This is a genomic window from Streptomyces sp. NPDC005263 (assembly GCF_042872365.1).
In the GTDB taxonomy this organism is placed as follows: Bacteria; Actinomycetota; Actinomycetes; order Streptomycetales; family Streptomycetaceae; genus Streptomyces.
The window spans coordinates 74,631-87,948 of sequence record NZ_JBIAKJ010000007.1 but is presented as its reverse complement, the minus strand read 5'-3'; the positions used below and the strand labels follow the sequence as shown (position 1 = coordinate 87,948).

Here is a 13,318-nt window from a genome sequence, read left to right as displayed (position 1 = left end):
AGAGAAAGGCGGGTGGCCCTCTGATGGCCGAGCAGTTCGTCGGATCCGGATGGGCGTTCCCGTTGCGCATCGGGCCCACCGGAGGCATCGCCCTGGTCAGCGGGGAACGGGAGATCGAGGAGGCGATCCGGCTGGTGCTGGCCACCGCGCCGGGCGAGCGGCCGATGCGCCCGGAGTTCGGCTGCGCCATCCACGACCTGGTGTTCGCGCCGGTCAACGAGGCCACCGCGGGCCGTATCCAGCACGAGGTGTACGCCAGTCTCGACCGCTGGGAGCCGCGTATCGAGGTCAATGACGTCGAGGTCAGCGCCGGCGCCGAACAGGGCGTGCTGTTCATCGACGTCCGCTACTCGATCCGCGGCACCAACAACCCGCGCAGTCTCGTCTTCCCCTTCTATGTCATCCCCTCCCACGAGGAGCCGGGCTCGTCCGACGGCCCCGGCAACTCCCCTGAAAGCGACCGCTGATGGCCCTGCCCTCCCCCAACCTCGACGACCGCCGCTTCCAGCAGTTCGTCGACGACGCCAAGCGCTACATCCAGCAGCGCGCCCCGGAGTGGACCGACCACAACGTCTCCGACCCGGGCGTGACCCTGGTCGAGACGGTGGCCCACATGGCCGACCAGATCGTCTACCGGCTCAACCGCGTCCCGGACAAGAACCATCTCGCGTTCCTGGACCTGGTCGGCATCCGTCTCTTCCCGCCCTCCGCGGCCCGTACGGACGTCACGTTCTGGCTGTCGGCACCGCAGGAGGAGCCGGTACTGCTGCCGGTGGGCACTGAGGTGGCGACGGTCCGTACCGAGAGCGAGGAGGCGGTCGTCTTCGCCACCGAACGCGAACTGGCCGTCGTGCCGTGCTCGTTGACGTATCTGGTGGTCCAGCTCAAGGGTGAGGCGGTGGTCGACCGGACCACGGACCTCGTCGAGGGCAAGGACCTGCTGTGCTTCGCCGAGTCACCCCGGGTCGGTGACTGCATGCTGCTCGGACTGAGCTCCGCCGTCCCGCACTGCGCCCTCGCCCTGGAGCTGGACAGCAGGGTGGACGGCGTCGGCGTCGACCCGCGCCAGCCGCCGCTGGTGTGGGAGGCGTGGACGGAGGACGGCTGGCAGGCCTGCGAGGTGGACCGCGACGGCACCGGCGGCCTCAACCGGCCCGGCGAGGTGGTCCTGCACATCCCCGGCGGCCACGTCCTGTCCCGCTCCGGCGGCCAGGAAGCGGGCTGGCTGCGCTGCCGCGTCACCGAACCGCTGCCGGCCCAGCCCTTCTACACCACCTCCCCGACGGTCCGCTCGGCGGACGCCTTCACCATCGGGGGCACCGCGCCCGCCGTGCACGCCGAGACGGTGTACGACGAGGCCCTCGGCGAGTCGACGGGACTGCCCGGCCAGCGGCTGCGGCTGGCCCACGCGCCGGTCGTGGGGGACGACCCGCCTCTGCTCCTGCAGACCGCCGAACACGAGGGCTGGACGGACTGGCAGGTCGTCCCGCACTTCGCCGCGTCCGGCCCGCACGACCGTCACCTCACCCTCGACGCCGCCACCGGCGAGATCGCGTTCGGCCCGTCCGTACGCGAACCCGACGGCACCCTGCGCCAGTACGGCGCCGTCGCCCCCAAGGGCGCGGTGATCCGCGCCCGCCGCTACCGCACCGGCGGCGGCCGGGCGGGCAACGTGGCCCGGGGCGCCGTGCAGGTGCTGCGCACCTCCGTGCCGTACGTCTCGGAGGTCGTCAACCGGGAGGCCGCGCGTGGCGGGGTCGACGGCGAGACCGTGGACGAGGCGAAGGTCCGCGCGCCCATCACGCTGCGCGCCCAGGAGCGGGCGGTGACCCTGCGGGACTACGAGGAGCTGGCCCGCCGTGCCGCGCCGGAGACCGCGCGCATCACCTGCCTGGAGGGCCAGGAGGGCGAGCACGGGGCGTACGCGGTACGGGTGTTGGTGGTGCCGCAGGCCGTTCCGGACCCGGGCGGCCGACTGCGTTTCGAGCAACTCGTGCCCGGTGACGCCCTGTTGGAGCGCATAACCCGGCACCTGGACGAACGCCGCCTGATCGGGACGAGGTTGGCGGTCGGACCGCCCTACTACCAAGGGGTCACGGTCGTCGCCACCGTGCACGCGTTCCGCGGGGTCGACACCGACCGGGTGCGCCGCCAGGCCCACGACGCCCTCTACCGCCACCTCGACCCGTTGACCGGCGGCACGGACGGGCGGGGCTGGCCGTTCGGCCGGCCGGTGCAGTCCGGTGAGGTCTTCGCGGTACTGCAGCGGGTGCCAGGAGTGGAGCTGGTCGACCAGGTCACCCTGCACCCCGCGGACCCCCTCACCGGCAAACGCGGCGACGCGACCGACCGCATCGACCTGGACGCACCGGCGCTGGTGTTCTCCTACGACCACCGCGTCCGGGTGATCGGCGACGGGTCCGAGGGGGCCGGCCGATGAGGGGATCCGTCGACGGGCTCGGCTCGTCCGCGCCGATCGGGATGATGCTGCCCGCGGTGTTCGCCGACGACGACCTCGCGCAGCGTTTCGTCGCCGGGCTCGACGAGGTGATCGCGCCGATCCTGAACGTCCTCGACTGCCTGCCCGCCTACTTCGACCCGGCCCTGGCGCCGGTCGACTTCACCCGCTGGCTGTCCGGCTGGGTCGGCGCCGAGACCGACGGCACCGAACCGGAGCGGAGGCTGCGGGCCGCCGTCGCCGCCGCCGCGTACCTGCACCGGGTCCGAGGCACCCGGCGGGGCCTCGCGGAGGCGGTACGGCTCGCGTTCGGCGTGGAACCGGAGATCTCCGAGAGCGGCGGTGCCGCCTGGAGCGCCCGCCCGCTCGGCCCGGTCCCCGGCGCGCCCCGCCCCCACCTTCATGTCACCGTCCGGCTGCCCGACCCGGGCCCGGCCGACGAACACCGCCTGGACGCCCTCGTGGCGGCCGCCCGCCCCGCCCATATGCCGTACACGGTCAAGGTGACCGCGGCCGAAAGGATTCCGGAGAGATGACCACCCAGAACTGCGCCGAGTGCGGCACCAGGGCAGAACCGGGCCAGTCGTTCTGCGACGCGTGCGGCGCCGTACTGAGCTGGACGGACCGGGGACGGACAGGTACGGCGGAACGGTCCGGCGAGCGGTCCGGCGGGCGGTCCGGAGGGGTCGCCACGGGAGCCGGCCCGAACGACGGTGCGGGCGCCGCCGCCGGGGCGGTCGGCACGGCCACGGTGAGCGGGGGCCCCACCGCGTCCGGTGACCGCCCGGCACCCGCCGACGTCCCCCGCACGGACACCGACCGCACAGACCCGGCCCGCACGGCCCCGGAACGCGCGAGCGCCGACCCCGTGAGCGCGGGACACACCCACCCCTCAAGCACCCCGCACCCCGGCCCCGATCCCGACGCCGACCCCGCCCGGCAGCCTGCGCCCCCCAACCCCTACTCCACCCACCCCGCACCCGACGACACGGCACCCACCGAACCCGTCCCCACGACCGCGTCCCCGGCGTCTCCCGCGTCTCCCGCGCTCGGGGACACCATGGCCGCCCGCGCCCGTTCCCTGCTCGTCCCCGTCGCCGATCCGGAAGCCCAGCATCCGGCGCCGCAGCCCGTCGCGCCGGTGCTGCCGGGCCGTCCGGTGGCGGACCGGCCGCAGGTGCGGGCGCCCGGACCGGAGCAGGGCGCCGAGAACGGGCCGCCCTGCCCGTGGTGCGCCACCCCCAACCGGCCCGGCCGGCACTACTGCGCACGCTGCGCGATGCCGATGACCGGGGACGACCGCGCACCGGAGCGCCACCGCCCGTGGTGGCGCCGCCTGTTCGGCTTCGGCAACGGCGAGATCCCGTGGGCCGGAGACCGCCCCCGGCTGCGGCGGACCTTCGACCGCGTGGTCACCTGGGTCACGGCCGCGGTGGTCCTCGCGCTCCTGATCACCGCCGCGATCTACATCCCGGACGCCGTCCAGGGCACCCGGGACCACTTCGCCAAGCGCGCCCCGATCCCCCCGGACCGGGTCGCCGCGTCGCGTTCCTACCCGCAGCACAAGCCCGAACTGGCCTTCGACATGCTCAACAACACCTGGTGGGGCCCGGGCGTAGGAGGGTCGGGGAAGGGCGAGTGGATCGAGGCCAGCTTCGACGAGCCGACCCGGCTGCTGGACGTGATCATCACATCGGGCGTCTCCACCCGCCCCGAGGACCGCACCAAGGCGGCGCTGCCGCACCGCCTCACGGCGACCATCACCACGAAGGACGGCAGTACGACGACCCGGCAGCTCACCCTGGACCAGTCCTCGGGCGGCCAGCGCCGCGCGTTCCGCGTCGGTGAGGTCACCAAGGTCCGCTTCACCATCGATTCGGCCTTCAAGACCTCCGGCAGCAAGCAGGTGTCCATCGCCGAGATCGAGTTCTTCGGCCGGTCGAGCGCGAACTCGTCCTGACCGCACCGTGAACCGTGGTGTGCCGGGGCCGCTCAGCCCAGCTGCAGACGGTCGGCCAGTCCGGCGGCAGTGAACGCGGCCACCAGGTCCTCGCGACCCTCGGTGAAGTGGGCCCAGCTGTCACAGTGCGCGGGGACCACCCGGCGGGCGCCCAGGATCCGCGCGGCCTCGGCCGCTCCGGCACTGTCGAGGACGATCGGCGCACCGTCGAAGAGGACCGGGAAGCGGGGCGCCCCGGCGAAGAGTACGGCGGTGTCCACGGGCCCGAAGCGCTCGGCGATCCGCTCGACCATGATGAGTGAGGCGTTGTCGCCGCTGACGTAGACCGTGGGCAGGTCGGCGGAGGTCAGCACGAAACCGATCACCTCGCCGGTGACCTCCTCCACGCCCTCGACACCGTCCGGTCCGTGCAGGGCGGGCGCCCCGGTCACCGTCACGGTGCCACCGTCGGGACGGCGCAGTTCCACCGACTCCCAGGGCGCGAGCCCTTGCGCGGTGCCGCCGAGGCGGGGCGCGCCGCTGGGCGTGGTGAGGGTGACGGGTACGTCGGCGAGGAAGGCCCGGCCGGAGTGGTCCAGGTTGTCGGCGTGCTCGTCGTGCGAGAGCAGCACCGCGTCCACGGGGCCGAGGTCGGCGGGGGCGACGGAGGCGGGCGCGGTCTTGGTCAGGGTCGGCCGGCCCGGCCTCGAGTAATCGCCCGGGGCATCGAAGGTGGGGTCGGTGAGTATGCGCAGCCCGCCGTACTCGATGAGGGCGGTCGGCCCGCCGAAGACACGGACGGGGACCTGCTCGGCGGACGCGCGGGCGGCGGCAGGGGTGGGTAAGGACACGAGAGAACTCCTCACGGATGACAAGGGGTCTAGCCGTGAGAGACGGTAGCCGTTTCTCACGGATGGACGCAAGACGTACCATGAGAACCATGAGAGACACCGTGACCGGGTCGTCGGGGCGGACGGCGGCACCGGAGCCGACCACCACATCACCATCGGCCTCACCGGACGACTCGTCGGCCTCGCGGGCCGAATCGTCGGCCACCGCGCCGGAGGCGGTTGTCCCGCCCGCCCCCGGGGCCGAGCAGTACGCCGCACTCGACTTCGCGAACAGCGTGATCGCCCTGCCCGGCGGTCAGATTCTGGACTTTCTCGATACGCCCGCCACGACGAAACAGTGGCTGATGGACCGCGGTCTCGCCCCGGTGGACGTCGACATCCAGGAGATGTGCGCGGCCCGCTCCCGGGCCCTGCGGGAGCAGATCCGGGCGCTGCTCGCCTCCCGGGTCGACGACCTGCCCGCTCCCGTCGGCGCCCTCGCCGCTCTCAACGACGCGCTGACCAAGGCCCCCGCGGCCTCCCTGCTGCGCTGGGATCCCGAGCGGGGTCTGTACCGCGCTCCCTCCCACCCCACGACACAGATCGTCGACCACGCCCTGGCGAGCCTGGCCGCGGACACCGCCGACCTGCTGACCGGCCCGGACGCCGAGCGCCTCACTGCCTGCGGATCACCCCCGTGCAACCGCTTCCTGCTTCGGCACGGCCGCCGCCACTGGTGTTCCACCCGCTGCGGTGACCGCGCCCGCGCCGCCCGCGCCTACGCCCGCCGGACCAACACCGGCACCAACACCAGCACGAACTGACCGCGACCACCGCCGGCCGGCCGCCCACCGACGCGGCCCCGTACCCGTACCCCGACGCCGACGCCGACGCCGACGCGACGACGCCGACCCGTCAGCCTGAGGGCCGGCGGATCGGCGTCGGAACGCTGCGTGGAGAGTGCGGGGCGGTCAGCCGAGGGTCGGGAAGGACTCCGAGCGGGGCGCGGGGGTCTCCAGGGGCGCTGTGTGACAGGTGAAGCCCAGGCGGGTGAGCGCCCTGGTGACCTCGAAGGCGGTGAAGTCGCGGCGGTCCTGTCGGGTGATGATCTCGCCCACCTGCTTGACCGGGAACACCTTGCGCCCGATGGCCACGCAGGCCCCGGTGGCGGCCTCCGGTCGGACGCCCTCCATCTGTGTCTCCACCTCGGACTTGATCAGGTCGAAGGGGTAACGGGCGATCACGCAGCGCATGGGTGCCTCACCAAGGGTCGAGGGAACGGCGGGGGGATGCCTTCGGGGCCGGTGTCGGTCAGCTGCCGGCCGGAGCGGTGCCCGGCCGTGACCGTGGTCCGCGGACGATGGTCAGCGGGGCTGTGCTTCGCGGACCGGGATCAGCGAGGGCTGGGGTCCGCGGTGGGCAAGTCGGCGGGGGCCGTGGTCAGCACGGCTGTCCAGGACGCCCGGGCGCGTATTCGCGAGGGTCGATCACGGGGGACACGCCCGACATCACGGCGCGGGCGGCGCGCCAATTCGGGGATCTGGATCCGGCTCGGTTTCCCGGCGGAACAGGGGAAACAAACGGGGCCCGCACCTTGGGTGCGGGCCCCGTTTCGCCGAAGCGCGCGAGCGATCGCGGATAAATCAGGCAGGGACGATGTTCTCGGCCTGCGGGCCCTTCTGGCCCTGCGTGACGTCGAACGTCACCTTCTGACCTTCCTGCAGCTCACGGAAGCCCTGGGTGGCGATGTTCGAGTAGTGAGCGAAAACGTCGGCGCCGCCGCCGTCCTGCTCGATGAAGCCGAAGCCCTTTTCCGCGTTGAACCACTTCACGGTACCGGTGGCCATGTCATATCTCCTGAAGGCAGTGCTTGGGGACCCGCACTGCGCGGGCCTCCTCATCGCTGCGATGATCACCTGCCCGGAAAAACCGGCAGCAAAATGGCAACCACACTTGCAACTGAGTCCGAGCCTAGCACGGGAGGTCCGGAAACAAATCGGAGGCAAGGGCGAAGTAATGCGACCGAGTTAAATGCGCTAAAAGCCTGCCGGGATTCACCGAGGAATTCTTTTCCACCGCGGCCCGCAATCCTGCTCCGACGATGTCAGGTTTTCACTCGCCGCGCGCCCCTGCTCCGGAGACCCCCGCCGGGCGGCGCAGCTCCTCGTTGTCCCGCAGGGCGTCCTCCAGCCGTTCCTCCAGACCGATGATGCGGCAGGCGGCCTCGACGGGCGTGCCCTGGTCGACCAGCTCCCGCGCTCGGCCGGCCAGCCGCAGTTGGTGTCGCGAGTAACGGCGGTGACCGCCGTCCGACCTGGACGGGGCGATCAGCCCGGTTTCGCCCAGAGCCCGCAGGAAACCGGGCGTGGCACCGATCAGCTCGGCCGCCCGGCCCATGGTGTACGCGGGGTAGTGGTCGTCGTCGAGCGGGTCGCCGGCGGGCGGCTGCTCTTGTGGGGGCATGTGCGCCTTCCCGCGGGCCGCCGGAGCGCGCCCGCCACAGGGGCTGGGTCCTGCTCCAGAACTTTAGTCGCCCGGGTGGAATCCCTGCTGCGGCGAACACAGATATTCAGCTGGATGTTCAGCTGCCGTACCCGTTCCGCTCAGGGATCGACGACGAGCGCCCGGCGCGGGCCGGACGGCGTACCGAGCAGACCGTCGTCCCGGGGTTCGGCCGTGACCGACCGCCACCCCCAGGACCGCAGCGCCTCCAGGGTCGCGACGTCGCCCCGGTCGACCAGGAAGACGCCGAGCGCGCCGTCGTGGTCGCTGAGCAGCCGTTTCTGCAGGCGCCTGGCGAGGTTCCAGTCACGGTCCTGGTCATGGGCCCGCACCCGGTCCGGCACCAGGATCCCGGAGACCGCGAAGAGCCCGCCGGAGGCGGCCAGACGGAGCAGGTGCCCAGGGAGGCATCCGTCCAGGCCCCGCCACCAGGGGCCGTCGACTCGTACCGGAAAGCCGTACGCGCACCCCGTCAGCACGGACGTCTCGTCACGGACGACGGTCTCCGCGACCAGCAGCGCGAACCCGGGCTGCCGTACGTCGACCGCCAGCCGCCGCAGAAAGGCGGCGCGGGACCCGGCCCACTGCCCCGGCTCGACGCCCGAGGTGTCCGCGTACAGATCACCGAGTTCCCGCCAACGGTCCTCGACCTGACCTCGGCTCAGCGGGCGCACCCGTTCCCCTTCGAGGGGCGAGGGGTATCGGCGCCGGCGCTGCGGCGGGGTGCGAGGGGGCACGTCCAAGGTCATCGCCCGAGCCCTGCCCCGGGCGCGGACGGGTCCGGCCCGGCGTCGTGATCCGCCGAGAGCGGCACCGCGGGAGGGGCGCACGAGAAGCCCTCGGCCCTTTCACGGTACTCCCGCCCGCACACCACCAGCCCGGCCCCGCACCGTCCGACCGGCCACAACCGCCCTGGCGTACGGTGGACATAACGGGCATGCGGCGAAACCGGAAACAGGTGACCGTGATGCACACGAGGTCCGACAGTTCCCCCGGCACGCAGCGCACGCCGACGGCTCCGCCCGTCTCCACCCCCGTACGCACCGAAGCGGACGCGCACTTCGCCGCGGGCATGTCACCCCCCGAGGGCGAGGGTCTCGCCGAGGTCCGCATCATCGCGGAGGACCCCCTTGTCAGCCAGCGCGTCGCGCTGCTGCTCCGCCACGGCTTCCACTGCGACGAACCGCGCAGCTACCCGGCGGACCCGGACGGCCACGGCACCCTCCTCCACCTGACGGTCGACACCCGCCAGCCCCCGGACGAGCCCCCCACCGCCGCCGCCCCCTGGCTGATCAGCAGCCGCTCCCAGGCCGCCCGCACCCACCCGGACGAGCCCTGCTGACCGACCGGCCCGGCAGGCCGAAAGTCTGCCCGGGAGGACCTTCAGGGGTGGGCCGGATGCGGCTAGAGAGGAGCGGATGGCGGGCCCGGCGTCGGGGGCTGCCCCCAGGAAAGGTGTTGCTCTTGCGTGCCCACAAGTCCGAGCAGTCGTCGCAGGTCCAGGGGGCGCCGTCCCGGCGGGGCGGGGCCGTGGGGCGGACGCCCGCGCTGCTGGAGCTCCAGCGCAGCGCGGGGAACGCCGCCGTGAACCGGCTGCTGGGGGCCGGGGACGGTGGCCGGGCTGTCGTGCAGCGGGCGCCCCTGAGCACGGAACGGCCGCTCGTCGAGTCCGCGGAGGGCCTGGCCTCGTCGCAGCCCATGCGGTTCCTGGAGCAGATCTTCGACGGGCTGCGGGTGGACGACTTCCGCTTCCGCCGGGGCGAGCAGGGCAACCTCGGGCTGAACATGATCTCGGAGTGGGTGACGGTGCCGCTGGACGGCGGGGGCAGCCTGGCCGTGCACCTCAACTGCATGGTGCGCGCCTCGCAGTTGCAGGGCGGGGCCATCCGGCTGCACGTCGCCCAGTTCCACCTCACGGCCCGGTCGACCAGCACCCAGCGGACCATCGACACCCACGGGCCGTCCGCGGCGACGGCCGGTGCGAGCATCCACATCAACACCTCCACCCAGTGGGGGCGCCCCGACAACATCAAGGCCCTGGCCGCCGAGGTCGCCGCCAACGGTGGCGAAACGGTGCTGATCCAGGGCCTGACCCGGACGACCGGCTACTCGCACCCCTATGTGAAGTGGCTGGTCGACCACTTCAAGGAGCGGGTGCGGCACGCCGTCCAACTCCGCCTCGGTGGCGGGGTGGAGCTCTCGTGGAGCGGCGACGCGACGTTCTCGTAGGCGGGCGGCGAACGGGGCGGGGGCGGTCGTCGTCGGAGCGGACCTCGGCCGGTCAGCCGACGCTCCCTACGCCGACCCCGTACCCGCTCCCGCGCCCTCGCCCGCCATCCGCTCCAGCTGCGCCGCCGTGACCGCGCGGACCATGAAGACCCCCGCCACGGCCGCGGCCACGATCGCCGCGTCGGCGGCCAGGAGCATCCCTACGTCGGTGTAGGCGCGGGCGATGATCTCGTCCGTGGTGTCGTCGGACATGACGCCGACGCCGCCGACGAAGCCGATCAGCCACAGGCCCCACCACCAGTTCACCGAGCTCGGCAGCCGCCTGCCGGGCGCGCTGGCGCGGTGTATGTCGACGACGAGACCGCGCGGGATCCAGAGGTTGGCGATCGGCAGGATCCAGCCCAGGTACATCCAGATCCAGGAGTAGCGGGCCGGTTCGCCGGACAGGGCGCGGGCGTTGTCCCGTACCCGCCACAGCCAGGACAGGAACAGCAGCGCGCAGAGCACGACCGTGGCGCCGCCCAGGGTGTTGACGAAGTGGTACGCGTTCTCCAGCGAGGTCAGTTTCCGGTGATTGCCGTCGCCCTGGTCCGGAGGCCCGGACGCCGGCTGCCCCGTCATCGCGAGGCGGGTCTCCCACACCGCCCGGGCCAGCCAGGCGACGCCGGCGAGGACGAGGGCGGCGATGGCACAGCGGGCCGTCCACAGGACGGGCCGCAGGTCGGAGGGAGAGTTGGCGGGCTGCGGTGTTTGATCGTTCATCCGGTCAATCTTGAAGGGTGACGTCAAGCGCGGGCCATCACCAAAGAGCCCCGCGTTTGTCACAGCCATGCCATACGACCATGCCATACGGTCCGAAGGCGGCGTCCGGTACCCGTCCCCGTGATCAAGCCGGGGACAAACCCGACCTCACAAACTTCTCGTTTTCGTCCATAATCGACATATGAGTACGGCGACGTTTGTAGTGGCGGCCACGTCGAACGAAGTACTCAACGTGATCGCCGCCTTCGCAGGTGGGCTGTTCATCGCCGGCGCACTGGTATGTGCCGTGGTGTTCGGCATGCGAGTCCGGGACCGGGAACTGCCGCGGCCACGCCCGGAGGATCAGCCGCACCTTCCCACGACCGGCCCGATCCATGAGATACGGGAGATACGTGAGCCGGACGAAGTGCCGGTGTCCGAGGAGCGGGAACGGCTCATGCCGTACCAGCTCCACTCCTCCGGAACCCGGCGCGGCAAGGACCAGGTCCGAAAGCGCTGGCTGCCGGGTTCCAGCGGCTCCTTCGGCAGCGGCGGCATCGGTCACACCTGAGCCCTGCCCCGGCTGGAGCAGGGGTTCCCGGCGGAGGAGGGGCCGCCGCCGTGAGGGCTGAGCCATGCCGTGCCATGCCGTGAGGGCTGAGCCATGTGGATGCACCCGGCATGCGCCCGTCCCCACGCGGACCTTCACTGGACGGGACACCCCACACCCCGGGAGGCGAAATGGCCGGTACCCGTGCGCGCCGGACGAAGGGCGCGGCGCCGACGGCGGTCACGACCGCCGCCCTCACCGGTCTGGCCCTGACCGGTCTGGGCCTGGCCGCGCTGACCGGCCTCGCCGGCTGCTCCGGCAACGACAGCGCGTCGAGCACGGTCAGCGAGGCCGAGTCGGCCGCCCGGTCGGTCGGCAAGGAGGCGACCGCCGCCGCGTCCTCGCTCGCCTCGGAGGCGTCGGAGGCCTCGTCGGCGCTGGCGTCGGCGACGGCGGAGGTGGGCCGGAAGCTCGACGACATCAAGGGCGGCGCGAACGCGAAGGGCTCCGTCGGACTGGGCGAGCCGACCACCGCCGACGACCGTACGACGGTGCAGGTCATCGCAGCGAACTCCACCGACTCCACCAAGTCCTTCGCGGTCCAGGTCGACTTCACCGACCAGTCCGGAAAACTGCTCGACGCGGTCGTGGTGACCGTCTCCGACGTCCCGGCCGGCGACTCCGGCAAGGCGACCGCCCGCAGCAACCGTCAGCTGACCGGCAAGGTGCGGACGGAGGTGGCGCGGGCGGTGCGGTACTGACCGGCAGACCCACCGAAAGGGACCGTCGGCCAGGACAGCCAGGCAGAACGGCCAGGCAAGACGATGACTGAGATACCAAAAGGCCTGACACCGCACGAGCAGGACTACGCCGCCCGCATGGACCGCGCAGCCCGCTATGCGGCGACCGTCGGGCTGTCCGGGCTCCTCGTGACCCCCGGCCCCGACATGGTCTGGCTCTGCGGCCACCGCCCGACCGCGCCCACCGAACGCCTCACCCTCCTCGTCGTCACCCCGGGCTCCGCCCCCCGGCTGCTGGTCCCCGCGTCGGAGCGCCCGGACGCGGAGGCGTCGCCCGGGGCGGGTGCCCTGCGAATCTCCGCGTGGAGGGACGACCAGGACCCGTACGCCGTGGCGGCCGGGCTGCTGCGTCCGCACGGCCGTTACGGCGTCAGCGACTCCACCTGGGCGCTGCACCTGCTGGGCCTCCAGGAGGCACTGCCGCTGACCACGTACCGCCCGCTGACCGTCGCGCTGCCGAAGCTGCGGGCCGCTTCGGCGTCCGCGTCGAGGACGTCGTGAGACTCAGACCGCCCACCAGCAGGCCATCAGGCCATCAGGCCATCCAGAAGAAGACGGCCGTCATCCGCTTCTCCGCCAGCGTGCGGCCGAAGTAACCCGTCGCGCTGTGCACGAGGTTGGCGTTGTAGAGGAGCAGACGGTTGTACCGGTGAGGCACGCGTACGTCCTCCTCGAAGGCGTCGGGCGCGACGAACCGCGTTCCGAGGGCGTCGACGAGGTTGTTGTGCGGGGCCTGCACGACATTGCCGCCGAGCCGCCCGCCGGGCAGGGACTGCCGGTAGAAACTGGTCCCGCAGTCCTTGGGCACGCCGGGGTTGAGATACAGCACGGCGGCGTACCGGCACAGCGACCGCGAGTCCGTGTGCGGCCGGGGCGTGCTCTCCCCCTCCCCCACCACCTGCACGCAGTTGTGGTTGAGGGTGCCCCCGCCGGGCGCCTTCTGCACCCAGAGCTCCTTGACCCCGGTCGCCTGCCTCACCACCCGCTCCACCCGCGCGAGTTGATCCTGATCGAGCCCCGGCATCGCCCGTAGCCCCGGCCACGCCTCCGGCTTGTGCGGATAGCCCTCGACCCAGTCGTCCTTGCCGAGGCAGCCTTCCCGCACGGCGTCGACGTCCGGCAACACGTCGTCGATCACCCAGTAGTCGCGGCCCTTGGTGGGCTTGCGGTAGGGGAGTACGGGGAGAGCCGCGGCAGCCCTCCCGGGCCGCGAGGACCGCTGTGGCATGGACATGCCGCGAACCTAGGCCCGAGGCCGGTCAGGAGTCT

16 protein-coding genes and 1 pseudogene are annotated in these 13,318 nt (G+C 72.4%); 10 read left to right on the top strand and 7 right to left on the bottom strand.

Features of this window, described 5'->3' with window-relative positions; genetic code table 11:
• Nucleotides 1–23 precede the first annotated feature (23 nt).
• The 4 genes from ACFYRY_RS29065 to ACFYRY_RS29050 are packed head-to-tail and all read left to right on the top strand — an operon-like array spanning nt 24 to nt 4,418.
• Nucleotides 24–467: a GPW/gp25 family protein gene (locus ACFYRY_RS29065; protein ID WP_356773903.1), complete on the top strand. Its 444-nt coding sequence runs from the start codon at nt 24–26 to the stop codon at nt 465–467.
• A complete protein-coding gene (locus ACFYRY_RS29060; protein ID WP_389151884.1) occupies nt 467–2,440 on the top strand; it encodes a putative baseplate assembly protein in 1,974 nt (657 codons plus the stop codon). The genes ACFYRY_RS29065 and ACFYRY_RS29060 overlap by 1 nt, the downstream gene beginning before the upstream one ends.
• The gene (locus ACFYRY_RS29055) at nt 2,437–2,994 is read left to right on the top strand and encodes a phage tail protein (protein WP_389151881.1); all 558 of its coding nucleotides are present in this window, start codon (nt 2,437–2,439) and stop codon (nt 2,992–2,994) included. The genes ACFYRY_RS29060 and ACFYRY_RS29055 overlap by 4 nt, the downstream gene beginning before the upstream one ends.
• Nucleotides 2,991–4,418: an NADase-type glycan-binding domain-containing protein gene (locus ACFYRY_RS29050; RefSeq protein ID WP_389151878.1), complete on the top strand. Its 1,428-nt coding sequence runs from the start codon at nt 2,991–2,993 to the stop codon at nt 4,416–4,418. Before ACFYRY_RS29055 ends, ACFYRY_RS29050 begins: the two co-directional genes overlap by 4 nt.
• Before the next feature lie 32 nt (nt 4,419–4,450).
• Here ACFYRY_RS29050 and ACFYRY_RS29045 read toward each other — a convergent pair whose 3' ends face one another.
• Nucleotides 4,451–5,248, bottom strand: a complete 798-nt coding sequence (locus ACFYRY_RS29045) for an MBL fold metallo-hydrolase (RefSeq protein ID WP_389151875.1) — start codon at nt 5,246–5,248, stop codon at nt 4,451–4,453.
• Nucleotides 5,249–5,337: 89 nt separating this feature from the next.
• On the opposite strand from ACFYRY_RS29045, the gene ACFYRY_RS29040 reads away from it, so the two are divergent.
• Nucleotides 5,338–6,051, top strand: coding sequence for a CGNR zinc finger domain-containing protein (locus tag ACFYRY_RS29040; RefSeq protein ID WP_389151872.1), 714 nt, complete (start codon nt 5,338–5,340; stop codon nt 6,049–6,051).
• Nucleotides 6,052–6,198: 147 nt separating this feature from the next.
• Here ACFYRY_RS29040 and ACFYRY_RS29035 read toward each other — a convergent pair whose 3' ends face one another.
• From ACFYRY_RS29035 to ACFYRY_RS29020, 4 genes are all read right to left on the bottom strand, one after another.
• Entirely contained in the window at nt 6,199–6,480 is a 282-nt protein-coding gene (locus ACFYRY_RS29035) for an SCO5918 family protein (RefSeq protein ID WP_362433017.1), read from the bottom strand.
• Nucleotides 6,481–6,870: 390 nt separating this feature from the next.
• Entirely contained in the window at nt 6,871–7,074 is a 204-nt protein-coding gene (locus ACFYRY_RS29030) for a cold-shock protein (protein WP_010986199.1), read from the bottom strand.
• A 265-nt stretch (nt 7,075–7,339) separates the two neighbouring features.
• Nucleotides 7,340–7,690: a MerR family transcriptional regulator gene (locus tag ACFYRY_RS29025; RefSeq protein ID WP_389151869.1), complete on the bottom strand. Its 351-nt coding sequence runs from the start codon at nt 7,688–7,690 to the stop codon at nt 7,340–7,342.
• A 140-nt stretch (nt 7,691–7,830) separates the two neighbouring features.
• Nucleotides 7,831–8,403 (bottom strand): hypothetical protein, encoded by a 573-nt coding sequence (locus ACFYRY_RS29020; RefSeq protein ID WP_389151866.1) that lies wholly within the window; start codon nt 8,401–8,403, stop codon nt 7,831–7,833.
• A gap of 293 nt (nt 8,404–8,696) precedes the next feature.
• Here ACFYRY_RS29020 and ACFYRY_RS29015 point away from each other — a divergent pair, with 293 nt between their 5' ends.
• Nucleotides 8,697–9,071 carry a hypothetical protein gene (locus ACFYRY_RS29015; RefSeq protein WP_389151863.1) on the top strand — a complete coding sequence of 125 codons (375 nt, stop codon included), beginning with the start codon at nt 8,697–8,699 and terminating at the stop codon, nt 9,069–9,071.
• Nucleotides 9,072–9,193: 122 nt separating this feature from the next.
• Nucleotides 9,194–9,958 (top strand): hypothetical protein, encoded by a 765-nt coding sequence (locus ACFYRY_RS29010; RefSeq protein WP_389151860.1) that lies wholly within the window; start codon nt 9,194–9,196, stop codon nt 9,956–9,958.
• A gap of 66 nt (nt 9,959–10,024) precedes the next feature.
• On the opposite strand, the gene ACFYRY_RS29005 is transcribed toward ACFYRY_RS29010, so the two are convergent.
• On the bottom strand, nt 10,025–10,720 hold the full coding sequence (locus tag ACFYRY_RS29005; RefSeq protein ID WP_389151857.1) for a DUF4328 domain-containing protein: 696 nt from the start codon (nt 10,718–10,720) through the stop codon (nt 10,025–10,027).
• Nucleotides 10,721–10,901: 181 nt separating this feature from the next.
• Between ACFYRY_RS29005 and ACFYRY_RS29000 the strand changes: the two genes are divergently transcribed.
• The 3 genes and pseudogenes from ACFYRY_RS29000 to ACFYRY_RS28990 all read left to right on the top strand — a co-directional run.
• Nucleotides 10,902–11,270 (top strand): DUF6479 family protein, encoded by a 369-nt coding sequence (locus tag ACFYRY_RS29000; RefSeq protein WP_389151854.1) that lies wholly within the window; start codon nt 10,902–10,904, stop codon nt 11,268–11,270.
• 170 nt (nt 11,271–11,440) lie between these two features.
• Nucleotides 11,441–12,010, top strand: a complete 570-nt coding sequence (locus tag ACFYRY_RS28995) for a hypothetical protein (protein ID WP_389151851.1) — start codon at nt 11,441–11,443, stop codon at nt 12,008–12,010.
• Between the two features lie 63 nt (nt 12,011–12,073).
• Nucleotides 12,074–12,520, top strand: a pseudogene (locus ACFYRY_RS28990) (aminopeptidase P family N-terminal domain-containing protein); the annotation flags it as partial.
• A gap of 64 nt (nt 12,521–12,584) precedes the next feature.
• On the opposite strand, the gene ACFYRY_RS28985 reads toward ACFYRY_RS28990, so the two are convergent.
• A complete protein-coding gene (locus ACFYRY_RS28985) occupies nt 12,585–13,283 on the bottom strand; it encodes a DUF6445 family protein (protein WP_389151848.1) in 699 nt (232 codons plus the stop codon).
• Nucleotides 13,284–13,318: the final 35 nt, after the last annotated feature.